At 70.7% G+C, this 22,748-nt stretch carries 25 protein-coding genes and 1 tRNA gene; 16 read left to right on the forward strand and 10 right to left on the reverse strand.

Features of this window, described 5'->3' with window-relative positions:
• Window positions 1-84: 84 nt before the first annotated feature.
• Window positions 85-1,083 carry a phosphotransferase family protein gene (locus ACAG26_RS07905; protein WP_370481202.1) on the reverse strand — a complete coding sequence of 333 codons (999 nt, stop codon included), beginning with the start codon at window positions 1,081-1,083 and terminating at the stop codon, window positions 85-87.
• A gap of 130 nt (window positions 1,084-1,213) precedes the next feature.
• Between ACAG26_RS07905 and ACAG26_RS07910 the strand changes: the two genes are divergently transcribed.
• The 8 genes from ACAG26_RS07910 to ACAG26_RS07945 all read left to right on the forward strand — a co-directional run bounded on the left by ACAG26_RS07910 (window position 1,214) and on the right by ACAG26_RS07945 (window position 9,482).
• The gene (locus tag ACAG26_RS07910) at window positions 1,214-1,711 is read left to right on the forward strand and encodes a metallophosphoesterase (protein WP_370480976.1); all 498 of its coding nucleotides are present in this window, start codon (window positions 1,214-1,216) and stop codon (window positions 1,709-1,711) included.
• 58 nt (window positions 1,712-1,769) lie between these two features.
• Window positions 1,770-1,898: a hypothetical protein gene (locus ACAG26_RS07915; protein ID WP_370480977.1), complete on the forward strand. Its 129-nt coding sequence runs from the start codon at window positions 1,770-1,772 to the stop codon at window positions 1,896-1,898.
• A 32-nt stretch (window positions 1,899-1,930) separates the two neighbouring features.
• Window positions 1,931-2,065, forward strand: a complete 135-nt coding sequence (locus tag ACAG26_RS07920; RefSeq protein ID WP_370480980.1) for a hypothetical protein — start codon at window positions 1,931-1,933, stop codon at window positions 2,063-2,065.
• Between the two features lie 114 nt (window positions 2,066-2,179).
• Window positions 2,180-2,884, forward strand: a complete 705-nt coding sequence (locus tag ACAG26_RS07925; RefSeq protein ID WP_370481204.1) for a response regulator transcription factor — start codon at window positions 2,180-2,182, stop codon at window positions 2,882-2,884.
• The gene (locus ACAG26_RS07930; protein WP_370480982.1) at window positions 2,862-4,370 is read left to right on the forward strand and encodes an ATP-binding protein; all 1,509 of its coding nucleotides are present in this window, start codon (window positions 2,862-2,864) and stop codon (window positions 4,368-4,370) included. Before ACAG26_RS07925 ends, ACAG26_RS07930 begins: the two co-directional genes overlap by 23 nt.
• A 44-nt stretch (window positions 4,371-4,414) precedes the next feature.
• Window positions 4,415-6,286, forward strand: a complete 1,872-nt coding sequence (locus tag ACAG26_RS07935; RefSeq protein ID WP_370480985.1) for an ArnT family glycosyltransferase — start codon at window positions 4,415-4,417, stop codon at window positions 6,284-6,286.
• A gap of 44 nt (window positions 6,287-6,330) precedes the next feature.
• Entirely contained in the window at window positions 6,331-7,593 is a 1,263-nt protein-coding gene (locus ACAG26_RS07940) for a glycosyltransferase (protein WP_370480986.1), read from the forward strand.
• On the forward strand, window positions 7,590-9,482 hold the full coding sequence (locus ACAG26_RS07945) for an ArnT family glycosyltransferase (protein ID WP_370480989.1): 1,893 nt from the start codon (window positions 7,590-7,592) through the stop codon (window positions 9,480-9,482). The genes ACAG26_RS07940 and ACAG26_RS07945 overlap by 4 nt, the downstream gene beginning before the upstream one ends.
• Window positions 9,483-9,666: 184 nt before the next feature.
• Here ACAG26_RS07945 and ACAG26_RS07950 read toward each other — a convergent pair whose 3' ends face one another.
• Genes ACAG26_RS07950 through ACAG26_RS07970 form a run of 5 tightly spaced genes read right to left on the reverse strand, consistent with a single transcriptional unit; the run spans window position 9,667 to window position 14,356 of the window.
• Window positions 9,667-10,638: an NADPH:quinone oxidoreductase family protein gene (locus ACAG26_RS07950; protein WP_370480990.1), complete on the reverse strand. Its 972-nt coding sequence runs from the start codon at window positions 10,636-10,638 to the stop codon at window positions 9,667-9,669.
• Window positions 10,638-11,237 (reverse strand): TetR/AcrR family transcriptional regulator, encoded by a 600-nt coding sequence (locus ACAG26_RS07955; RefSeq protein WP_370480992.1) that lies wholly within the window; start codon window positions 11,235-11,237, stop codon window positions 10,638-10,640. The genes ACAG26_RS07950 and ACAG26_RS07955 overlap by 1 nt, the downstream gene beginning before the upstream one ends.
• A complete protein-coding gene (locus ACAG26_RS07960; protein WP_370480994.1) occupies window positions 11,234-12,532 on the reverse strand; it encodes an acyl-CoA dehydrogenase family protein in 1,299 nt (432 codons plus the stop codon). The genes ACAG26_RS07955 and ACAG26_RS07960 overlap by 4 nt, the downstream gene beginning before the upstream one ends.
• Window positions 12,533-12,543: 11 nt before the next feature.
• Window positions 12,544-13,305 carry an SDR family NAD(P)-dependent oxidoreductase gene (locus ACAG26_RS07965; protein WP_370480996.1) on the reverse strand — a complete coding sequence of 254 codons (762 nt, stop codon included), beginning with the start codon at window positions 13,303-13,305 and terminating at the stop codon, window positions 12,544-12,546.
• A 1-nt stretch (window position 13,306) separates the two neighbouring features.
• On the reverse strand, window positions 13,307-14,356 hold the full coding sequence (locus ACAG26_RS07970; RefSeq protein ID WP_370480998.1) for a phosphotransferase family protein: 1,050 nt from the start codon (window positions 14,354-14,356) through the stop codon (window positions 13,307-13,309).
• 90 nt (window positions 14,357-14,446) lie between these two features.
• On the opposite strand from ACAG26_RS07970, the gene ACAG26_RS07975 reads away from it, so the two are divergent.
• Together ACAG26_RS07975 and ACAG26_RS07980 are read left to right on the forward strand one after the other, a co-directional pair.
• On the forward strand, window positions 14,447-15,088 hold the full coding sequence (locus ACAG26_RS07975; protein ID WP_370480999.1) for a histidine phosphatase family protein: 642 nt from the start codon (window positions 14,447-14,449) through the stop codon (window positions 15,086-15,088).
• Window positions 15,085-16,140, forward strand: a complete 1,056-nt coding sequence (locus ACAG26_RS07980) for a phosphotransferase family protein (RefSeq protein WP_370481001.1) — start codon at window positions 15,085-15,087, stop codon at window positions 16,138-16,140. Before ACAG26_RS07975 ends, ACAG26_RS07980 begins: the two co-directional genes overlap by 4 nt.
• Window positions 16,141-16,143: 3 nt before the next feature.
• Here the strand turns inward: ACAG26_RS07980 and ACAG26_RS07985 are convergent, their stop codons facing one another.
• Complete coding sequence (locus ACAG26_RS07985) at window positions 16,144-16,473, reverse strand: lipopolysaccharide assembly LapA domain-containing protein (RefSeq protein WP_370481002.1); 330 nt, start codon at window positions 16,471-16,473, stop codon at window positions 16,144-16,146.
• Between the two features lie 204 nt (window positions 16,474-16,677).
• Here ACAG26_RS07985 and ACAG26_RS07990 point away from each other — a divergent pair, with 204 nt between their 5' ends.
• Window positions 16,678-17,199, forward strand: coding sequence for a putative glycolipid-binding domain-containing protein (locus ACAG26_RS07990; protein ID WP_370481206.1), 522 nt, complete (start codon window positions 16,678-16,680; stop codon window positions 17,197-17,199).
• On the opposite strand, the gene ACAG26_RS07995 is transcribed toward ACAG26_RS07990, so the two are convergent.
• The gene (locus tag ACAG26_RS07995) at window positions 17,162-18,106 is read right to left on the reverse strand and encodes a prephenate dehydrogenase (RefSeq protein ID WP_370481209.1); all 945 of its coding nucleotides are present in this window, start codon (window positions 18,104-18,106) and stop codon (window positions 17,162-17,164) included. The two genes, ACAG26_RS07990 and ACAG26_RS07995, sit on opposite strands and share 38 nt — an antisense overlap.
• A 119-nt stretch (window positions 18,107-18,225) precedes the next feature.
• Between ACAG26_RS07995 and ACAG26_RS08000 the strand changes: the two genes are divergently transcribed.
• The 3 genes from ACAG26_RS08000 to ACAG26_RS08010 all read left to right on the forward strand — a co-directional run bounded on the left by ACAG26_RS08000 (window position 18,226) and on the right by ACAG26_RS08010 (window position 19,377).
• A complete protein-coding gene (locus ACAG26_RS08000) occupies window positions 18,226-18,747 on the forward strand; it encodes a tRNA adenosine deaminase-associated protein (RefSeq protein WP_370481003.1) in 522 nt (173 codons plus the stop codon).
• Window positions 18,748-18,762: 15 nt separating this feature from the next.
• Window positions 18,763-19,257: a nucleoside deaminase gene (locus ACAG26_RS08005; protein WP_370481004.1), complete on the forward strand. Its 495-nt coding sequence runs from the start codon at window positions 18,763-18,765 to the stop codon at window positions 19,255-19,257.
• Window positions 19,258-19,286: 29 nt separating this feature from the next.
• Window positions 19,287-19,377 (forward strand) — tRNA-Ser (locus ACAG26_RS08010).
• A gap of 93 nt (window positions 19,378-19,470) precedes the next feature.
• On the opposite strand, the gene ACAG26_RS08015 is transcribed toward ACAG26_RS08010, so the two are convergent.
• Window positions 19,471-20,238 (reverse strand): aquaporin, encoded by a 768-nt coding sequence (locus ACAG26_RS08015; protein WP_370481005.1) that lies wholly within the window; start codon window positions 20,236-20,238, stop codon window positions 19,471-19,473.
• Window positions 20,239-20,400: 162 nt separating this feature from the next.
• On the opposite strand from ACAG26_RS08015, the gene ACAG26_RS08020 reads away from it, so the two are divergent.
• Window positions 20,401-21,759 (forward strand): wax ester/triacylglycerol synthase family O-acyltransferase, encoded by a 1,359-nt coding sequence (locus ACAG26_RS08020; protein ID WP_370481008.1) that lies wholly within the window; start codon window positions 20,401-20,403, stop codon window positions 21,757-21,759.
• A gap of 4 nt (window positions 21,760-21,763) precedes the next feature.
• Entirely contained in the window at window positions 21,764-22,222 is a 459-nt protein-coding gene (locus tag ACAG26_RS08025) for an NUDIX domain-containing protein (RefSeq protein WP_370481010.1), read from the forward strand.
• Between the two features lie 17 nt (window positions 22,223-22,239).
• On the opposite strand, the gene ACAG26_RS08030 is transcribed toward ACAG26_RS08025, so the two are convergent.
• Window positions 22,240-22,668, reverse strand: a complete 429-nt coding sequence (locus ACAG26_RS08030; RefSeq protein ID WP_370481011.1) for a lipoprotein LpqH — start codon at window positions 22,666-22,668, stop codon at window positions 22,240-22,242.
• Window positions 22,669-22,748 lie beyond the last annotated feature (80 nt).

Consider the following 22,748-nt stretch of genomic DNA (forward strand, 5'->3'; position numbering starts at 1 on the left):
CCTTCGTAGCGCCGAGATCGACGTTTGCGGGCGAAAGTTCGAGACGGCGCCTCGGAAACGTCGATCTCGGTGCATCCGGGGTCCTCACGGCCGGCCCTCCATCAGCTGGTGCGCCCGCTCGAACAGCCGCAGGGTGGCCCGGTGCAGGTGCTCACCGACCTCCTTGGGGGCTTTGCCGGCGCAGGCGCGCGCCCAGGTGCCCTCCAACACGATGCCGAGTTTGAAGCAGGCCAACACCGTGTACCAGGTGACGTGGCTGAGGTCGCGGCGGGTGTTGGCGGCGTAACGCTCGATCAGGTCGTCGGGGCCGGCCACCCCGTCGCTTTCCAGGAAGGGGTGCTCGAGCACGCTGGACCCGTCCCGGCCACGCCAGGTGGCCAGCAGCCAACCCAGGTCCAGCAGCGGGTCGCCGATCGTGCACATCTCCCAATCGACGATGGCCACCACCTCGGGCCCGGTGGGGGAGAACATCACATTGGCGGCGTGGTAGTCGCCGTGCATGATGCCCGGGGTCCACGACGTCGGTTGGCCGCGCCGCAGCCAGGCCGCGACCTCCGCCACGCCCGGGATGTCGGGTCCGGGGTAGTTGTCGAGTTCGGAATAGGATTCCAACTCCGAAAGCCAGCGCGGCACTTGGCGTTCCAAAAATCCGTCCGGCTTCCCGAAATCACCGAGCCCCACCGCGACGTGGTCGACGGCGCCGAGTTTGGCCAGCGCGTCGGCCATCGACAGCCCCATCTGGTAGCGCACCGCGGGATCGCCGGCGTGCAGCGGCGGCAGCCCCTGGCCGGCGTTGAACCCGTCGATCGGCTCCATCAGGTAGAAGACCGCGTCGCCGAGCACCGTCGGGTCCTCGCAGCGGGCGATGAGCCGCGGATGCGGCACCTCGGTGCCGGCGAGGGCGGCCAACACCTGCGTTTCCCGCAGGATCACCGTGTTGGAGCGGGGCCGCAGGTGCCGCGGCCCACGCCGCAGCACGTAGGACCGGCCCGATCGGGTGAACCGCAGCATGATGTTCTGGGTGCCGCCGGACAGCTCGGTGACGTCTTCCAGCGGGCCTTCGCCGAGGCCCTGCGTCGACATCCACGCCGCGATAGCTTCCGGGTCCACCCCTGAGAACTTACCGTGGAGCGATGACCCCACCCGTGATGCTGCGACCGTTCAAGGCGTTGCAGGCGATCATGCCGAAGCTGGCGGCGCTGCTGCAGCAGTCGTGACCGCGCTGCTCTTGACCGCCGATACCCATGTGCCGCGGCGCGCCCGCGATCTGCCGGCGCCGCTGTGGGACGCGGTGGCGCGGGCCGATGTCGTCCTGCATGCCGGGGACTGGGTCGACGTCGGCCTGCTCGACGCGCTGGAGGCCAGGGCGGCGCGGCTGATCGCCTGCTGGGGCAACAACGACGGCGCGCAGATCCGGGCGCGGCTGCCCGAACGGGCGGACGCGACGCTGGGCGGGCTGCGCTTCACCGTCGTGCACGAGACCGGGGCGGCGGCCGGCCGCGAAGCGCGGATGGCGCGGCGCTACCCGGACACCGACGTGCTGGTGTTCGGCCACAGCCACATTCCGTGGGACAGCACGGCCGCGACCGGTCTGCGGCTGCTCAACCCCGGGTCGCCGACCGACCGTCGCCGCCAGCCGCACTGCACCTTTATGACGGCGGCGGTGCGCGACGGCGCGTTAACCGATGTCGTCCTGCACCGGCTGGATTGACCTGGGGTTTCGCCGTGCTCCGGGGTGGGTAGGCCACCGACTGACGGGAGGTGGACGCATGACTGAGCCAGACCCCGCGGTGCCCGCCGAACCACCGGAGCCCGCCAGGCCGGCCGAGCCGCCGGAACGGCTGGCGCCCGAGGAAACCCCCGAACGGCTCACCCCGGCCGAACCGCCCGAGGAGTAGAGCCACCGCAGACGATTCGAACGGAGGGTGCTATGCGCGCCGAAGAAGGCGACGAATCGATCAACGATTACGCCGACGAAGCAGAAAAAGCCAAGAGCAACGTCGCTCCGGAGGCGTCGTGGTGGCACAAGCTGTGGCGGTCGCTGACGTTTTGGCGCGGCCGCTAACGCAGCACCGTTCACAGCGGGCGCATAGGGGCGGCACAGTATCGGCCCATGCCCATGCCCATGCCCATACTGAAAGTCATGGTTGAACCCCACACACCGGCGGAACGTGTGGTGATGCGTCGCGCCGACGGCAACCCGATCAATGTGCTGGTGGTCGACGACGAGAACGTGCTGGCCGAGATGGTGTCGATGGCGCTGCGCTACGAGGGCTGGAACGTCACCGCCGCCGGGGACGGGGCCGCGGCGATCGCGGCCGCCGGCACCGCGCGCCCCGACGTGGTCGTGTTGGACGTGATGCTGCCGGATATGAGCGGGCTCGACGTGCTGCGCAAACTGCGCACCCAAAACCCGCAGCTGCCGGTGCTGTTCCTCACCGCCAAGGACTCGGTCGAAGACCGGATCGCCGGGCTGACCGCCGGCGGCGACGACTACGTCACCAAACCGTTCAGCCTTGAAGAAGTGGTGCTGCGGCTGCGGGCGCTGCTGCGACGCACCGGGGTGACGACCGCCGACAGCGGCGCCCAGATCGTCGTCGGGGATCTGGTGCTCGACGAGGACAGCCACGAGGTGACCCGGGCCGGTGAGCCGATCTCGTTGACCTCCACCGAGTTCGAGTTGCTGCGGTTCTTGATGCACAACGCCAAGCGGGTGCTTTCCAAGGCGCAGATCCTGGACCGGGTGTGGAGCTACGACTTCGGCGGCCGATCCAACATCGTCGAGCTGTACATCTCCTACCTGCGTAAAAAGATCGACAACGGTCGCGAACCGATGATCCACACCCTGCGCGGCGCCGGCTATGTCCTCAAACCCGCCCGGTAGCGGGCGGCGGGTCTGGTCGCTGCGGGCCCGGCTGCTGGTCGGCCAGATCGTGCTGCTGGTCGCCGTGTGCGTCGGGATCGGGGCGGTGACCGAACTGGCCCTGCACCAATACCTGGTGGGCCAACTCGACCACGAGCTGCACAAGGCCGCACACCGCTCGGCCGACCTCTACGGCGTGCCACCCCCGCCACCCCCGCCGCCGCCGTGGCGGCACCACCATCACCCGGTGCACCGGCCCGGTCCGGGGCCGATGTTCCTGGACGCGCCCGGTCAGCCGCTCGGCATCGTCGCGGCCGTCGTGGACGACGGCGTCACCGTCGACGCCGGCTATCTGACCGGCCAAGGCGAGCGCGGCGCGTTGACCGACACCGCCAAGGCGCAGCTGAGCGCGCTGGCCGGCAGCCGCCGGCCGGTGACGCTGGACGTCGACGGTCTGGGCCGCTACCGGGTGGTCGCCGCGCATGCGCGGCGCGGCGGCGACGTCATCGTCACCGGGTTGCCGATGACCAAGGTCGACGACACCATGATCCGGGTCCTGCTGATCTTCGCGGTCGTCACCGCGGTCGTGGTGGCCGCCGCGATCACCGTCGGCATGCTGCTCATCCGGCGCGCGCTGGCGCCGCTGACCCGGGTGGCCCAGACCGCCGGTGAGGTGGTCAACCTGCCGCTGGACCGCGGGGAGGTGACGCTGCCGGTGCGGGTGCCCGAACCCGACGCCAACCCCTACACCGAGGTGGGCCGGCTCGGGTCGGCGGTGAACCGGATGCTCGACCACATCGCGACCGCCTTGTCGACACGGCAGGCCAGCGAAACCCGGGTGCGCCAGTTCGTCGCCGACGCCAGCCACGAACTGCGCACCCCGTTGGCGGCGATCCGCGGCTACACCGAACTGGCCCAACGCATGCGGGACGACTCCGACGCGGTGACCCACGCCATGAGCCGGGTGGCCTCCGAGACCGAGCGGATGACCCACCTGGTGGAGGATCTGCTGCTGTTGGCGCGGCTGGACTCCGGTCGTCCGCTGCAACGCGAACCGGTGGACCTGTCCCGGCTGGCGGTGGACGCGGTCTCCGATGCGCACATCGCCGGCCCGGATCACCAGTGGAAGCTCGACCTGCCCGCCGAGCCGGTGATCGTCGCCGGCGACGAAGCCCGGCTGCACCAGGTGCTGACCAACCTGCTGGCCAATGCCCGCGTGCACACCGGCCCGGGCACCGTGGTGACCACCCAATTGGCCACCGAACCCACCCACGCCGTGCTGCAGGTGATCGACAACGGTCCGGGCATCCCCGAACAGCTGCAGCCCGAAGTGTTCGAGCGGTTCGCGCGCGGCGACACCTCCCGGTCCCGCAAGGGCGGCAGCACCGGGCTGGGCTTGGCGATCGTGGCGGCGGTGATCAAAGCGCACCACGGCACCATCGAGGTGCACAGCACGCCGGGCCACACCGAATTCACCGTGCGGCTGCCGCTCACAGCCGGCGCATAGCAGCCGCCCACCGTGCGCCCACCACGGCCGGTGAGGATCGAGGGGTGACGATCACCGCGCCCCGGCAACTGGCGGCGCGCGCGGAGGAATCGCGGCGCCCCCGCGGCGCGGTGATCGTCCTGCTCGCCGGCACCGCGCTGCTGTACCTGTGGCGGCTGTCGGCCAGCGGCTGGGCCAACAGCTTCTACGCCGCCGCCGCCCAGGCCGGCGCCCAAAACCCGGTCGCGTTCCTGTTCGGGTCCAGCGACGCCGCCAACGCGATCACGGTGGACAAGACCCCGGCCGCGCTGTGGGTGATGGCCGCCTCGGTGCGGCTGTTCGGGCTTAACTCGTGGAGCCTGCTGGCCCCGCAGGCGCTGGAGGGGGTCGCGGCGGTCGGCGTGCTGTACGCCGCGGTGCGCCGGGTCGCCGGCGCTCCGGCGGCGCTGCTGGCCGGGGCGGTGCTGGCGCTGACCCCGGTGGCCGCGTTGATGTTCCGCTACAACAATCCCGACGCGCTGCTGGTGCTGCTGTTGGTGGTGGCGGCCTACTGCGTGCAGCGCTCCCTGGACAACGGCGCCAGCGCGTGGTGGCTGCCGGCGGCCGGCGCGGCGGTCGGGTTCGCGTTCTTGGCCAAGATGCTGCAGGCCTTCCTGGTGCTGCCGGTGTTCGCGGTGGTCTATCTGGTCGCCGCGCACCCGCCGCTGCGCACCCGGCTGCGCCGGCTGGCGGGTGCGACGCTGACCCTGCTGGCCTGCGCCGGCTGGTATCTGCTGCTGGTCGAGCTGTGGCCGGCGTCGTCGCGGCCCTATATCGGTGGATCGCAACACAATTCGATCCTGGAACTCACCCTCGGCTACAACGGGCTGGGCCGGTTGACCGGTGATGAGACCGGCGGATTGGGCAACACCAACTTCGATGTGGGCGCCGGGCGGCTGTTCGGGCCGGCCATGGGCGGCCAGATCGGTTGGCTGCTGCCGGCTGCGGTGATCACGATCGCCGCCGGGCTGTGGCTCACCCGCCGCGCGCCGCGCACCGACCCGACGCGGGCCGCGCTGCTGTTGTGGGGCGGCTGGCTGATCGTCACCGGTGCGGTGTTCAGCTACGCCAACGGGATCGTGCACTCCTATTACACGGTGGCGTTGGCGCCGGCGATCGCGGCCGGTGCCGCGCTCGGTGTCGAGCTGCTGTGGCGGCACCGGCGTGACGCGCGGGCCGCGGGCACGCTGGCGGTCGTGGTGATGGTCACCGCGGGCTGGGGTTACGTGCTACTGGACCGGACCGCGTCGTGGCTGCCGTGGCTGCGGGTCGCCGTCGTGGTCGTCGGCGTAACCGTCGGGCTGCTGCTGGTCGCCGCCGGCCGGCTGCCGGTCGCCGCGGCACGGGTGTCGGCCGCGGCGGCGGTGCTGGCGTCGCTGGCCGGCCCGGTCGCCTACACGCTGGCGACGGTGGCGGCCCCGCATGGGGGCGCGGTGCCGTCCGCCGGACCCCGGGTGCAGCGCTGGCATGGCCCGCCACCCGGCCCGATCGACGGCCCGCCCGGTCCGCCGTTCGCGCTGCTGGCCGCGCCCACACCCGGCCCCGCCCTGACCGCGGCGCTGCGCGCCGACGCCGCGCGCTACACCTGGGTGGCCGCCGCGATCGGGTCGAACACCGCGGCCGGCTACCAGTTGGCCAGCGGCGCACCGGTGATGGCCGTCGGCGGCTACAACGGCACCGACCCGGCGCCGACCCTGACCCAGTTCCAGGACTACGTCGCGCAGCACCGCATCCACTACTTCATCGGCGGCGCCACGGTGGGACCGATGCACGGAACGCCCAGCGGCAGCGACGACGCCAACCGCATCGCGGGGTGGGTGGCGGCGACCTACCCGGCGCGCACCCTCGACGGGGTCACCATCTATGACCTGTCCCCCGGATTCACAGCGGGCGCCTAGCAAGCGCCAATTCGCGCCCCACGCCCGGCGGCCAGCATCGAGGTATGACCAGCTTCGCCCCGACCTCCGACACCGCGAACTTCGGCATCCGCCCCAACGCGGCCCTGAGCGCCGCGCAGCGCGGCGTCCCCGTGCTCGACGTGGTGGTTCCGGTGTACAACGAGCAAGCCGCCCTGGCCGATTCGGTGCGGCGACTGCACCGCTATCTGTCCGAGCAGCTGCCGTTGACCTTCCGGATCACCATCGCCGACAACGCCAGTACCGACGCCACCCCGGTGATCGCCGACGCGTTGGCGGACCGGTTCGCCGAGGTGCGTACGGTCCGGCTGGAGCAAAAGGGCCGCGGCCGCGCCCTGCACGCGGTGTGGTCGGCCTCCGACGCCCCGGTGCTGGCCTACATGGACGTCGACCTGTCCACCGATCTGGCCGCGCTGGCGCCGCTGGTGGCGCCGCTGATTTCCGGGCATTCGGACTTGGCGATCGGCACCCGGCTGGGCCGCGGATCGCGGGTGGTGCGCGGAATGAAGCGGGAGGTGATCTCGCGCTGCTACAACCTGATCCTGCGCTCGACGCTGGCGGCGCGGTTCAGCGACGCCCAGTGCGGATTCAAGGCGATCCGCTCGGATGTCGCGCAGCGGCTGCTGCCCCATGTGCACGACACCGGCTGGTTCTTCGACACCGAACTGCTGGTGTTGGCCGAGCGCAGCGGACTACGCATCCACGAGGTGCCGGTGGACTGGATCGATGATCCGGACAGCCGCGTCGACATCGTCGCCACCGCGCTGGCCGACCTCAAGGGCATCGCCCGGCTGCTCAAAGGTTTTGCCAGCGGCCAGATCCCGGTGCAGGCGATCGGTGCCCAGTTCGGCAACCGTGCGGGCGCGCCGCGATCGCTGCTGAGCCAAAGCGTGCACTTCGCCACCATCGGCGTCTGCAGCACGCTGGCCTACCTGGCGTTGTTTTTGCTGCTGCACCCGCTGGGCGCCCAGTGCGCCAACCTGATCGCGCTGTTGGCCACCGCGGTCGGCAACACCGCCGCCAACCGGCGGTTCACCTTCGGGGTGCGCGGCCGCGCCGGTGCGGGCCGCCATCAGCTGCAGGGCCTGGTGGTGTTCGGCATCGGCCTGGCGTTGACCAGTGGTGCGCTGGCCGTGCTGCACGGCGTCACCGACCCGTCCCGCGCGGTGGAGTTGGCCGTGCTGGTGTTCGCCAACCTGGCGGCCACCGTGTTGAGATTCGTGCTGCTGCGCGGCTGGGTGTTCCACCCGCGACGCACCGGGGTGCACACCGTGGAGGTCGGGAAATGACGTTGATGGCGCAGGCGGCACCGAAGACGATAACGGTCCCCGCCGCCGACCTGCCGCGACCGCGCTGGGTGCGACCAGCACTGTGGGTGCTGTTGGCCGTGACGGCCGTGCTGTACCTGTGGGGGCTGGGCGCGGCCGGGTACGCCAACGAGTTCTACGCCGCCGCCGTGCAGGCCGGCACCCAAAGCTGGAAGGCGCTGCTGTTCGGTTCGCTGGATCCCGGCAACGCGATCACCGTCGACAAACCGCCGGCGGCGATGTGGGTGATGGGCCTGTCGGGTCGGCTGTTCGGCTTCAGCACCTGGTCGATGCTGGCGCCGCAGGCGCTGATGGGCGTCGGCGCGGTGGCGCTGCTGTCCGCCGCGGTGCGCCGCACCAGCGGCGCGGCCGCCGGTCTGCTGGCCGGGGCGGTGTTGGCGCTGACCCCGGTGGCGGCGTTGATGTTTCGGTTCAACAACCCCGACGCGCTGCTGGTGCTGCTGCTGGTTGCGGCCGGCTACTGCGTGATCCGCGCGCTGGACGGATCCCCGTACCGGTGGGTGGCGCTGGCCGGCGTCGCGCTGGGCTTCGCCTTCTTGACCAAATTGCTGCAGGCCTTGCTGGTGGCCCCGGCGCTGGCGCTGGTGGTGTTGGTGGCGCTGCCGGGCAGTGGCTGGCTGCGGCTGCGCACCCTGCTGGTCGGCGCGACCACCATGACGCTCTCGGCGGGCTGGTATCTGGCCCTGGTCAGCCTGTGGCCCACCGGTTCGCGTCCTTATATCGGTGGCTCCACCGACAACAGCCTGCTGCAGCTGGCCCTGGGCTACAACGGGGTGGGCCGGGTGTTCGGCGGCGACGGCAACCCGGTGCGCGGCTCCGGCGGCGGGCCGGGCGGTGGTCCCGGCGGGTCGCCGATGTTCGGCGGCGGTCCGGGGATTGGCCGGATGTTCGGGGCGTCCATGGGCACCGAGATTTCCTGGCTGCTGCCGGCGGCGCTGATCGGGCTGATCGCCGGGCTGTGGTTGCTGCGCACCGCGGCCCGCACCGACCGGACCCGGGCCGGCCTGCTGCTGTGGGGCGGATGGCTGGTGGTCACCGCGACGGTGTTCAGCTTCATGCGCGGCATCATGCACCCGTACTACACGGTGGCGCTGGCCCCCGCGGTCGCCGCGGTGGTGGCGATCGGCACCCGGGAACTTTGGCTGCGCCGCCGGTCGGCCCCGGCGCGGCTGGCGCTGGCCGGCATGCTGGCGAGCACCGGGGTGTGGAACTTCGCGCTGCTGGACCGCACCCCGCAGTGGCTGCCCTGGCTGCGCTGGGTGCTGCTGATCGCGGCGGTGCTGCTGGCCGTGCTGCTGGCGGTCCGCGGGTATCGGCTGGGACGCTACCGTGTCGCGGTGGCGGTGGCCGGGCTGCTGGTCGGGTTGGCCGGCAGCGCCGCCTACACCGTCGACACCGTCGCCGGCAGCCACGCCGGCGGGATCCCGATCTCCGGTCCCGCCCGGTCCGAGCACGGGCCGCGCCCGCCGGGACCCCCGCCCGGGGCGGGCGCCGACAACCAGGCGCTGCAGGCATTGGTGCGCGCCACCGACAACCGGTGGGCCGCCGCCACCATCGGCTCGCACACCGCCAGCAGCCTCGAGCTGAACACCGGCACGTCGGTCATGGCGATCGGCGGTTTCAGCGGCGGCGACAACTCGCCCACCCTGGCCCAATTCCAGCGGTACGTCGCCGATCGTCAGGTCCGGTACTTCGTCGACGATGATGGCCCCGGCGGTCCGGGCGGTCCGGGCCACCACCGCCGCCACGGCGACGACAACGGGGCGGCCGCCCAGATCACCGCGTGGGTCAAGGCCCACTTCACCGCGCGGCGGGTGGGAGACGCCACCGTCTACGACCTGGCCGGCTAGGCCGCGCTGGGGCCGCCGCGAGCGTGCGCGGTTGTACGGCCATCCGGTCGAAACCTGGCATTCTGCGCACGTTCGCCGGCAATATGGGCGGGCCCCCGAAGTCCCGCTGACCGCTGTGGGTTTGAGATTGCGGCGAGGGCTGCGATCCACCGGCGATCGCAACCCGGGGCGCATCTCAACGACCTCAGTCGACGTCGATGATGACCTTGCCGACCGCCTTGCGGTCGGCGACGTAGCGCAGCGCGGCCCCGGCGTCGGACAGCGGGAACCGGGCCCCGATATACGGGGTGACCCGGCCCTCGGCGAACAGCTGCGCAAGCTCGGCCAGATCGCGGTCGTTTTCCGCCGGATGGTCGGTGGCAAACGTGCGGATTTCCATGCCCTGCACGGTGACGCCCTTGAGCATCACCAGATTCAGCGGGATCGCGGGGATCGACCCGGCGGCGTAGCCGAGCGTGACGAAGCGCCCGCCGCGGGCCAGGCTGCGCAGCGCCGGCTCGGCGTAGGCACCGCCGACCGGGTCCAGCACCGCCTGCGCGCCGTCGCCGGTGATCTCGCGGATGCGGGTCTTGAGGTCCTCGCGGTCGTAGTCGATGACAGCCTCCGCACCGCGTTCGGTGCACACCGCCAGCTTCTCCGGGCTGGACGCAGCGGCCAGCACCCGCGCACCCAGCGCCACGCCCAGATCGACAGCGGCCAGGCCCACACCGCCGGCGGCGCCCAACACCACCACCCAATCGCCCTGCGTCACTTGGGCGACCGAGCGCAGCGCGTGATAGGCGGTGCGGTAGGTGACCCCGAACCCGGCCGCGGCGGCGTAGTCGATGCCGTCGGGTATCGCGCTCACCGACGCGGCGGGCAGCAGCGCCTGCTCGGCGAACGCGCCCACGAACGAGGTGCCGACCACCCGGTCACCCGGAGAGAACGCCGCCCCGTCGCCGGCCGCGATCACGTCGCCGGCCAACTCGCTGCCGGGCGTGAACGGCGGCGGGATCTTCAGCTGGTACTTGCCGTCGATCAACAGCACGTCGGGGAAGTTGACCGCCGCGGCGCGCACCCGCACCACCATCGTGCCCGGTTCGGGCGTCGGGTCTGGAAGCTCTTGCAGCACCAGGTCTTCCGGTGGTCCGTACTGTTGGCACACGATCGCGCGCATCAGGCTCCCAGTCCTCGTAGACAGAAAGCCACCAGATGGTCGACATCGGCTCGCTTCGGCTGGGCGGTCCCGCCCAGGTAGCGGCGCATGGTGGCCAGCGTGCAGGTGAAAACGGTGTCCGCGTCCCGGCCCGGGTCGGCGCCGCCGAGCGCTGCCACCGGCCCGGTGAGCAGGTCGCGCAGTGGCGCCAGGATCGCGTCGTCGGAGACCCCGGCGGCGGTCAGCTGCGTGCTGGCGGCCCGGCTCAGGCTCAACAGGTGCGGATCGGACACCTGCGCCACCGTACCGCGGATCCACCGGGCCACCTTCCCGGCCGGGGTGGGCTCCTTGGCCAGCTGATGCTGCAGATAGGAGACGACGATCGCGACGCCGCGTTCCATCACCGCCTGGAACAATTCCTCCTTGCCGGAAAAGTAGCGGTAGAACGCCTTGTTCGACGAGCCGGCCTCGGCGACGATGTCGGCCACCCGTGGCTCGTCGGGCGCGACCCGTTCCAGCACTGTCACCGCGGCCGCCAGGATGCGCTCCACTTCGGCGGTGGCCTGCTGTTGACGCTGATCGAGTGCCCGGTGGACGGCCGCGTCGACGCGGGTCGTCACGGCAGCGCTGGGACGCGGTCGACCAGATCGCCGTACTTGGCCCGGGCGGCCTCGATGCGGTTGTCCAGGAATTCGCTGGGCCACTCCGGGTCCTCGGCGTCGTAGTCCTTGAGCAGCAGCCGGGCCAGATTCACTTTGTGCGCCTCGGTGGGCCCGTCGGCCAGGCCCAACGCGACGCCGCCGAGCAGCACATTGGTCAGCGGCAACTGTTCGGTCAGGCCCATCGCGCCGTGCACCTGGATGGCCCGCAGCCCGATCGACTTGAGCACCTGCGACGCCAGGATCTTGCACACCCCGATCTCGGCGCGGGCCGCCTTCTCATCACCGGTGTCGATCAGCCATGCCGCGTGCAGCACCGTCAGCCGGAACGGGATCAGCTCGGCGTAGGAGTCGGCGATGAACGCCTGCACCAACTGTTTGTCGGCCAGCGAACTGCCCTGGGTGAACCGGCTTTTGGCGCGCCGGGCCATCATGTCGATGGCGCGCTGGGCCACCCCGATCGAGCGCATGGCGTGATGCAGCCGACCGCCGGCCAGCCGGCTCTGCAGGATCAGGAAGCCCTGGCCGGGCTCGCCGAGGATCGCGTCGGCGGGCACTCGCACGTTGTCGTAGTGCACCAGCGAATGCCCGGCCTCGTGCGGATGCGACCCCACCAGGTGGTGGGTGGCCTCGATGACCAAACCCGGGGTGCCGGCCGGGATCAGGAACGTCGAGGCGCCCCGGTGCACCGGGACTTCGGGGTCGGTGATGGCCACCACGATGAAAAATGACGCCACCGAGGCGTTGGAGGAGAAGTACTTTCGCCCGGTGATCACCCACTCGTCGCCGTCGCGGACCGCCTTCGTGGTGAACACCCGCGGGTCGGCGCCGCCCTGCGGTTCGGTCATCGAGAAGCAGGAGAAGATCTCCCCCGACAACAGCCCGGCCAGGTAGCTGTCCTTCTGCTCCTGCGTGCCGAACCGGGCCAGGATCTCGGCGTTGCCGGTGTCGGGCGCCTGGGTGCCGAACACGATCGGCGCCCAGCTCGACCGGCCCAAAATCTCGTTGATCAACGTCAGCTTGACCGCGCCGAAACCCTGCCCGCCCAGCTCGGGACCCAGGTGCGGGGCCCACAGCCCCTGCTCGCGCACCCGGTCCTTGAGCGGATCGACGATCCGGCGGCGCTGCTCGTCGAGCGGCAGGTACTCGCAGCCGGGAAACAGCACCTCCAGCGGTTCCACCTCGTCGCGGACGAACGCCCGGATCCAGGCCAGTTTGGCCTCGAACTCCGGTTCGGTGGAGAAATCCCATGCCATGTGTGCTCCTCTCAGGGAATGCCGCCGTCGGCCCGCACGATCGAGCCGGTGGTGAAGCTGGACGCGTCGGACATCAAGAACAGTGCGGCGCCGACGATTTCGGCGGGGTCACCGGCGCGCTGCAGGGCGTGCTGGCCGAACGGGTTCACGTCGGTCGGGAAGTTCCACGCCTTGGAAATATCGGTGAGGAACGGGCCGGGCATCAGCGTGTTGACCCGCACCCGCGGGCCGAACGCCTGCGCCAGCGCCTCGGTCATCGCGTTGAGTCCCGCCTTGGACGCCGCGTACGGGATGAACGACGGGTGGGGGCGCAGCGAGCCGTGGGTGGACACGTTGACGATCGATCCCCGCCCAGCGGCCACCATCCGCTCACCGATCAGCGCCGACAGCCGAAACGGGCCCTTGAGGTTGAGGTTGACCACCGCATCGAACAGCTGCTCGGTGACGTCGGTCTGCTTGTCGTACACCGGGGACATGCCGGCGTTGTTGACCAACACGTCGACCCGGCCGAACCGCTGATAGACCGCCTCCACCAGGCCGTCGAGCTGGTCCCAGCGCCCGACGTGCACCGCGTACGGCAGTGCGGCGCGGCCGGTTTCGGTTTCGATCTCGGCCGCGGTGGCCTGGCAGGCGTCGAGCTTGCGACTGGCGATCACCACGTCGGCGCCGCAGCGGGCGGCGGCCAGCGCCATCTCCCGACCCAAACCGCGGCTGCCGCCGGTGACCAGCACCACCCGATCGGTCAGGTCGAACAACGTATCGGCATAGCCCATCTCAGCGTCCCTTCGCCGGCAGCGACCGGGCCAACTCGGCGGCGCGGGCGATGAGCTGCGGAATCATCGGCCCCATCGCGGCCGCGACCGCAGGGTCAACCTTATTGCTGGTCACCGACGCCGCATAGGTCTTTTCCAGCACGATGCCCAGTTTCCAGTTCGCCAGCACCAGGTAGTAGTCGATGTTCTGCGTCGACAGCCCGCTGATCTGCTCGTAGTGCGCCAACAGTTCGCTGCGGGTCGGCATCCCGGTCAGATCCGCGTAAAAGCCGTTGGTGCGCGGGTTTTCCCCGTCATAGCCCAGCAGCGCCCACCCGACGTCGAGCAGCGGATCACCGATCGTGGTCATCTCCCAGTCGACGATCGCCACCAGCCGCGCCGGCGCGCCGTGCGCGTACATCACGTTGGCGAACTGGTAGTCGCCGTGCATGATGCCCGGGGTGTAGTGCTCGGGCCGGTTGCGGCGCAGCCAGTCCGCGGCCTCATCCAGGCCCGGCAACTCCCGCACCCGATAGGTGTCCAGGAACGCCAGCCACCGGTCGACTTGGCGTTCATGGAAGCCGTCCGGACGGCCGAACCCTTCCAGGCCCCGGGCCCGCCAGTCCACCCGGCCCAGCTTGGCGGCGCCGCCGACCAACTCGAACGCCAGCCCGCGCCGGGCCGCCACGTCGGTGTCGAACGGCGCCGGCCACGACGCGCCGGTGGAGTTCCACCCGGGCACCTCGGCCATTACGTAAAACGGCGATCCCAGCAGCTCGTCGGTGTCGTCGGCGGCGATCAACGCCGCGTGCGGCACGTCGGTGCCCGACAACGCGCGCACCAGCCGGATCTCGCGGCGCAGCCCGTCCAGCCGGGCGGCGTCGGCGCGGGCGCCGGGCATCCGTAGCACCATCGACTCCCCGCCGCGCCGCACCCGGTACAGCGCGTTCTGCGAGCCGCCGGTCAGCGGCTCCAGCACCGGCAGTTCGCCGTCGCCGGGCGCCCCGTTGGCGTCGAGCCAACGCCCCAGTGCCGCGGCATCCAGCCGGGCCCCGTCCGCAACCTCCACCATCCGCACTCCTCACTCTCGATAAGGAGAATAGCATTCTCCATGCGTAGCCGGGGTGCTGCCGGCCGCCGGCGGAGGCCATAAGGTGACACGATGCAGTTGCTTTTGGTCCGCCACGCGTTGCCGCTGCGCAGCGCGCACGGTGAAGGCTCCGATCCCGAGCTGTCCGACGTCGGCGTCGAGCAGGCGCAGCGCCTCCCGCCGGCGTTGGCGCGGTTCCCGGTCACCCGGGTGGTCAGCAGCCCGCAACGCCGCGCCATCCAGACCGCCGAACCCCTCGCCGCGGACCGCGGCCTGACCATCGACGTCGACGAGCGGTTCGCCGAGTACGACCGGAACCTGCACGCCTACGTCCCGATCGAACAGATCCGCGACGAGCAGCCGGAGGCCTGGGCGCGGATGGCGGCCGGTCACCTGCCCGCCGGGGTGGACGAAACCGCGTTCTGCGCTCGGGTCAACGCCGCGGTCGCCGACGTCGTCGCCGCCGCGGATCCCGACGACACCGTGGCGGTGTTCAGCCACGGCGGCGTGATCAACGTCGTGCTGCACCAGATCCTGGGGACCACGCGGCTGCTGTCGTTTCCGATCGACTACGTGTCGGTGACCCGGCTGCTGTATTCCCGCTCCGGCCAGGCCACCGTGGTGACCACCAACGGCACCGAACACGTGTGGGACCTGCTGCCACGCAACCAGCGCCTGCTCGGTGATGAGACGGCTGGTAGACAAGTCCAGTGACCTCCTCTGCACCGGGCCGGCTCGCCGGACTCGATTTGGCCGCCCTGGATCGGCATCTGCACGCGGTCGGGGTGGCGCGATCCGGTGAGTTGCGCGCCGAGCTGATCGCCGGCGGCCGCTCCAACCTGACCTTCCTGGCCGCCGACGACGCGTCGCAGTGGGTGTTGCGCCGCCCACCGCTGGCCGGACTGACCCCGTCGGCGCACGACATGGCCCGCGAATACACCGTGGTCGCCGCGCTCGCCGACACCGCGGTTCCGGTGGCGCCGGCGGTCACCATGGTCAACGACGACACGGTGCTGGGCGCCCCGTTTCAGATGGTGGAGTACGTGGCCGGTCGGGTGGTGCGTAGCCGGCGCGAACTGGAGGCGCTGGGCGACGCGGCCGCCGTCGAATCCTGCGTCGACGGTTTGGTGCAGGTGTTGGCCGACCTGCATGCGGTGGACCCCGAGGCCGTCGGGCTGGGCGACTTCGGCAAGCCCGCCGGTTACCTGGAACGGCAGGTGCGGCGCTGGGGGTCGCAATGGGATCTGGTGCGGCTGCCCGACGACCCGCGCGACACCGATCTGCGCCGGCTGCATGCGGCGCTGGCCGAGGCCGTGCCGCCACAGAGCCGGTCCTCGATCGTGCACGGCGATTACCGCATCGACAACACCATCCTCGACGCGGCGGACCCGGGCCGGGTGCGGGCGGTGGTGGACTGGGAGATGTCGACACTGGGCGACCCGCTGTCGGACGCGGCGCTGATGTGCGTGTACCGCGACCCGTCGCTGGACCTGATCATCGACGAGCAGGCGGCCTGGACGTCGCCGCTGCTGCCGCCGGCCGACGAACTGGCGCACCGCTATTCGCTGGCCTCCGACCAGCCGCTGGCGCACTGGAACTTCTATATGGGGCTGGCCTACTTCAAGCTCGCCGTGATCGCCGCCGGCATCGATTTCCGCCGCCGCCAAGCCGGCAACGGGGGCGCGGAGGAGGCCAGCTCGGACCGGGTGGGGGAGACGGTGGCGCCGCTGATCGCCCGTGGGCTCAGCGCCCTGTCCGGCTCCTAGCCGTTATCGGCGGGCGGAGAGTTTCTTCGCGGCCCGGCGCAGCTGGTAGATGCGTGCGGTGCCGACCAGCACGGTGATCAGGCCACCGCCCACCGCCGCCAGCAGGATGGCCACCCCCAGCGGCAGGGTCCAATGCCAGCCCAGGAACGTGAACGGCGCCGAATCCGGGTTTTGCGTGATGAAGATCAACAGCACGATCAGGATCAGGAAGCCCAGGATCAGCGAACTCCACAGGCCCGCGGCGCGGGTATACGGGACCGCTGGTGGGGATGGCGGCGGCGCGGCAGCGGCGTCGGGCTCGGGGTGAGGGTCGGGTGCGGGATCGCTGCTCATGATGCCATCCTTACCGCTTCCCGCGGAGAAATAAACCAGATCGCCGCGGACACGCCGACCAGACCGGCACAAGCCGGCCAGGCGGCCACGCTGGGCAGGACCAACCCCGTCGCTTACGGTAAACGAGTGAGTCCAGCCTCCTCCGATCCGACGCCGAGCACCTGGCCGGCGATTTTGACCTGGCGGGCCCCCGACGTCGCCCGGATGGAGTCGGTGCGGGTGCAGTTGTCCGGTAACCGGATCAAGGCCTGGGGGCGAATCGTCGCCGCGGCCACCGGCCCGCACCCGGCGTTTAGCGCCTACTACGACCTGCAGACCGACGAATCCGGCGCCGCCAAACGGCTCGGGTTGTCCGTCACCACCGCCGAGCGGGAACGCCAACTGTCCATTGCCCGCGACGAGGAGAACATGTGGCTGGTGACCGACACCCGCGGGGAATCCCGGGCCGGCTACGACGGTGCGCTGGACATCGACATGGTGTGGAGCCCGTTTTTCAACGCGCTGCCGATCCGCCGCGCCGGCCTGCATGAGCGGGCGGGGGCGGTGACCCTGCCCACCATTTACCTCAGCCTGCCCGACATGGCCATCACCGCGGCCATGGTCAGTTACAGCAGCGCCGCCGGGGGCGGAAAGATCAAGCTGCGCTCGCCGGTCTCCGACACCACCGTCACCGTCGACCCCGACGGTTTCATCGTGGACTATCCAGGACTGGCAGAGCGGATCTGATCACCCCGCCGGCCCGGCCCGCGGCGGCGAGCTCCTGGCGCCAGTTGTCCGCGCCGATCACGACGGTGATGATCTCGTGCCGCGGAAAGCTCTCGTATCGGATGCGCGCGGCATGGCCGGCCTCCACCAGCTCGGCCACCGAGCCGGCCTGGGTCAGTGACTCCCGCGCGTGGCTGAGCAGTTCTAAGGCCCGATCCAACGCGGGCAGCAGCTGCCCGGTGTTGGCCTCGCACATGGCGCGCACCAGATCCGGTGCGGTGCCGGCCACCCGGGTGCCGTCCCGGAACGAGCCGGCGGCCAGCGCGAACGCCAGCGGAACGTCGCCGGCGGTGACGGCCAGGGCCTCGGCGAGCAGGTGCGGTAAGTGGGAGATGGCGGCCGCGGCGGCATCGTGCTCATCGGATCGGGCCGGCACCACCACCGCCCCGCAGTCCAGCGCCAGCGCCGACACCGTCGACCACACGGTGGGGTCGACGTGGTCGTCCACGCTGAGCACCCACGGTGCGCCGGTAAACAATTTGGCGTTGCCGGCCGCCCACCCCGACTGCGCAGTGCCGGCCATCGGGTGTCCGCCGACGAACCGCGCCCGCAGGTCGGCCGCGCTGACCTCGTCGAGCACCGCGCTTTTGACGCTGGTGACATCGGTCAGCGCACAGTCGGGCGCCGACCGTCGGATATGGGTGAGCAGGATCGGCAGCGCCGGCACCGGAACCGCCAGCACGATCAGCGCGCCGGTCGCGGCGGCCCGCGCCAGGGCGTCATCGAGGTCGACGGTGGCGTCGAAACCGTCGGCGGTGGCGGCCTGCACCCCCTCCACCGAGCGGTTGTAGCCGAAGACTTCCCGGCCGGCCGCGGCGGCCGCGCGCAGCACCGAGCCGCCGATCAAACCCAACCCCAGCACGCACACCGGTGTCTTTGCCACCCCTCCAGGTTGGCACAGCCCGCGTCGGGCCGGGCGTCCGCGGTGCGCCGAGATGCCGACGATCGGCTGGTCAACGACGTAGTGGGCGACTAGCGTAGGCGCCCATGGGAACACAGCAAACCTCGGCGCAGGGCCGGTCCGCGGATATCCCGGACGGTTTCGGGGTGGCTGTGGTGCGTGAAGACGGCCGGTGGCGGTGTACGCCGATGCGGCCCAAGGCGCTGACGAGTCTGGCCGCCGCCGAGACCGAGCTGCGCGAATTACGCAGTGCTGGCGCTGTTTTCGGCTTGCTCGACATCGACGACGAGTTTTTCGTCATTCTGCGTCCGGCGCCCGCGGGAACCCGGCTGCTGTTGTCGGACGCCACCGCCGCACTGGACTACGACATCGCCGCGGAAGCGTTGGAGAACCTGGACGCCGAGATCGACCCGGAGGATCTGGAGGACGCCGACCCGTTCGAGGAAGGCGATCTCGGGTTGCTCGCCGATATCGGACTGCCCGAAGCGGTGCTCGGCGTGATCCTCGACGAAAGCGACCTGTATCCGGACGAGCAGCTGGGCCGGATCGCCCGGGAGATGGGCTTCGCCGAGGAGTTGTCGGCGGTGCTCGACCGCCTCGGTCGGTGAGCCGCGCCGACGACGATGCAGAGCGCGCAGCGCGATGAGGAGGAGCGGCGCGCGGTGACCGACGACGACCTGGTCCGCGCCGCGTTGGCGGCGGCGGCCACCGCGGACCCGCGCGATGTGCCGGTGGGGGCGGTGGTGGTCGGCGCCGACGGGACCATCCTGGCCCGCGCCGCCAACGCCCGTGAGGCGCTCGGCGACCCCACCGCGCACGCCGAGATTCTGGCGATGCGGGCGGCGGCGGCGGTGCTGGGCGACGGGTGGCGGCTGACCGGCGCCACCCTGGCCGTCACCGTGGAGCCGTGCACGATGTGCGCGGGTGCGCTGGTGATGGCGCGGGTCGCGCGGCTGGTGTTCGGTGCCTTCGAACCCAAGACCGGGGCGGTCGGTTCGCTGTGGGATGTGGTCCGCGACCGCCGGCTCACCCACCGGCCGGAGGTGCGCGGCGGCGTGTTGGCCGACGAGTGCGCCGCACCGCTGGAGGAGTTCTTCGCCCGGCAGCGATTGGGATGACGCGCCCTCGGTTCGGTAGGCTGTGCGGCGGTGGCGTGTCCGAGCGGCCTAAGGAGCACGCCTCGAAAGCGTGTGACGGGTAACCCCCGTCCGAGGGTTCAAATCCCTCCGCCACCGCCAAACTTGCCCGCTGCGGGCGTCGAGATCGACGCAACCGTGCGTTGCACTCGCGAATTTGCGCGCTGCCGTCGATCTCGGTGACCCGAGCAGGTCCTATGCGGCGGCTTCCGCCGCGTCGGCCGGCTCCTCGGCGCTGCGCGGCACCAGGTACAGGTGGGTCAGCGCCGCCACCACCCCGCCGACCAGGGGCGCCACGATAAACAGCCACAGCTGGGCCAGCGCGTCCCCGCCGACCAGGATCGCCGGGCCCAAACTGCGGGCCGGGTTGACCCCGGTACCGGTGAGCGGGATGCCGAGCAGGTGCACCGCGCCCAGCGCCAGCCCGATCGCCAGCGCGGCCGCCGTCGCGTTCCCGATCCGCGAGGTCACCGACAACACGACCAGCACGAAGATGAAGGTCAGCACCGCTTCGGCGGCGAAGGCGCCGGCCCACCCGATGCCGACCTGGGAGTTCTCGCCCCAGCCGTCGGTGCCCAGCCCGGTGCGGCCGGCCGCGTACTGCGAGCTGGAATGGAAGATGCCGTACAGGGCGGCGGCCCCGAGAATGCCGCCGACGAACTGGGCGACCCAGTAGCCCAGCCCCTCCACGATCGACATCCGCCCGCTACTGACGAACCCGATAGTGACCGCCGGGTTGATGTGCGCGCCCGAGATCGGGCCCAGCGCATAGGCCAGGATCAGCATGACCAGGCCGAACGCCAGCGCGGTGGCCACCACGCCGGCCGCGACGCTGCAGCCGGCGGCGCCGTCGATGAGCAGGCCACGGCCCCAGTCGCCAAACGACAACGTCGCGACGCCGACCCCGACGAAAACCAGGATCGCGGTGCCGAGGCACTCGGCGAATAGTTTGCGAGCATCCATGTCGACCTCCGTGCTAGGAGCGGTCAGTGCTGCTTTTCATGGTTGGTCGATCCGGCAGCTTGCACAGCACATTTGTGGAATCGTTATGAGGCCGACGCGGCGGGGAAATACAACGTTGCGCGAGACGAACGTTGGCACCGCGCGCGGACAGGGGAGTGATTGATGAAGCTGATGACGCCGACGGATTCGATCTTCCTGCTGGCCGAAACCCGCGAGCACCCCATGCATGTGGGGGGGTTGATGCTGTTCGAGCCGCCGCCGGGCGCCGGCCCGGAATTCGTCGGCGAGATCTACCACTCGATGATCACCCACCAGGACTTTCAACCCACGTTCCGGCAACGACCGGCAACGGTGCTGGGTGGGATCGCCAACGTGGGGTGGTCCTACGACGACGACATCGACGTCGACTACCATGTGCGCCGCTCGGCGCTGCCGGTGCCGGGCCGGGTCCGCGACCTGCTCGAGCTGACGTCGCTGCTGCACGGCAGCCTGCTGGACCGGCACCGCCCGCTCTGGGAAACGCACGTGGTGGAGGGGCTCAACGACGGCCGGTTCGCGGTGTACGTGAAGTTTCACCACGCCCTGGTCGACGGCGTCTCGGCGCTGCGGCTGGTGCAGCGCACGCTGTCGACCGATCCGCGCGACCCGCAGCTGCGCACGCCGTGGAGCCTGCCGCGCCGGCGGCGGCCGCAGCCCAGCGGCGCGTCCCTGCTGCAGACGCTGACCGGAACGGTGGGAAGTGTTGCCGCCCTGGGGCCCTCGACGGTGTCGCTGGCCCGCGCCGCGCTGTTCGAGCAGCAGCTGACCCTGCCGTTCGCGGCACCGCGCACCATGTTCAACGTCAAGATCGGCGGTGCGCGGCGGTGCGCGGCGCAGTCCTGGTCGGTGGATCGGGTCAAGGCCGTCAAGCGGGCCGCCGGGGTGACCGTCAACGACGTCGTGCTGGCGATGTGCGCCGGGGCGTTGCGGTACTACCTGGCCGAGCAGAACGCGTTGCCGGACGCGCCGTTGGTGGCGATGGTGCCGGTGAGTCTGCGCACCGAGGCCGAGGCCGACAGCGGCGGCAACATGGTCGGAACCATCCTGTGCAATCTGGGCACCGATACCGACGATCCCGCCCAACGCCTGGAGACCATCAGCGAATCCATGCGGCGCAATAAGAAGGTGTTTACCGAACTGCCGCGGCCGCAGGCGCTGGCGTTGTCCGCGCTCAATATGGCCCCGCTGGCGCTGGCGGCGATCCCCGGCTTCGTGTCCTCGACGCGGCCGCCGTTCAACATCGTCATCTCCAACGTGCCGGGCCCGGTCGAGCCGATGTACTGGCGCGGCGCTCGGCTCGACGGCAACTATCCGCTGTCCATCGCGCTGGACGGGCAGGCGTTGAACATCACGCTGGTGAACAACGCCGGCAACCTGGACTTCGGTCTGGTCGGCTGCCGTCGCTCGATCCCCCACCTGCAGCGGCTGCTCGGGCACCTGGAAACCGCGCTCAAAGACCTGGAACGCGCGGTCGGCGCCTAACCCGGTGCCGAAACTCAGCGCGGGCCTGCTGCTTTACCGGACGACGCACGGCGCCATCGAGGTGCTGCTCGCCCATCCGGGCGGCCCGTTCTGGGCGCGCAAGGACGACGGGGCCTGGTCCATCCCCAAAGGGGAATACACCGCCGGCGAAGACCCCTGGCATGCCGCGCAGCGCGAATTCACCGAGGAGGTCGGGCTGCCCCCGCCGCCGGGGCCCCGGACCGACCTCGGCACGCTGCGCCAGCCGAGCGGCAAGCAGCTGACCGCCTTCGCGGTGGCCGGTGACCTCGACCTCACCGATGCGCACAGCAACACCTTCGAGATGGAGTGGCCCAAAGGTTCCGGGCGGGTGCGGCAATTCCCGGAGGTGGATCGGGTCGGCTGGTTCACCCTCGCGCAGGCGCGGGTCAAGCTACTGAAAGGGCAAGTGCCCGTTCTGGATCGCCTCGAGACGGCGTGCTAACAGTGGGTCGTGCCCGGCTACGGGCAGGTCACGTCGACCTCAAACGGTTTGCTTTCCGGGTTGGCGACGGTGTCCAACTTGCTGGCGGTGCCGGAAATCTTGTACTGCTTACCGTCCTTGGTCGCCTTGGTTTCGGTCGCGGTGCCCGACACCGGCATGTCCTGCACATACATGAGTTGGGAGCCGTCGACATCGCCGAACACCACGCTGCGCACCTCGGGGGAATCGGTGTCACTGAGCATGGCGACCACCCCGGTGTTGGGGTCGCCGATGGTGATGGCCAGCGTTCCGTCGTGGCTGGCGCATTTAACGCCGCCCTGCGGGTGCTGTTCCTGGCCGCCGACGGTGACTTTTGCCTCGGGCTTGGAGCTGCCCTTCGAACACCCCGACAGGCCGGCGACCACGACCGTCAATCCGGCCACGGCAACCACCACTTCACGCTTCACCACGCTGCTCCTCTGCTGTTGTCGCGATCCGACCGCGCCGGACCGTCCCAGCATTGTGGCCTCTCCGACGGCGGGAAGCC

This window comes from Mycobacterium sp. pUA109, assembly GCF_041287095.1.
GTDB lineage: Bacteria > Actinomycetota > Actinomycetes > Mycobacteriales > Mycobacteriaceae > Mycobacterium.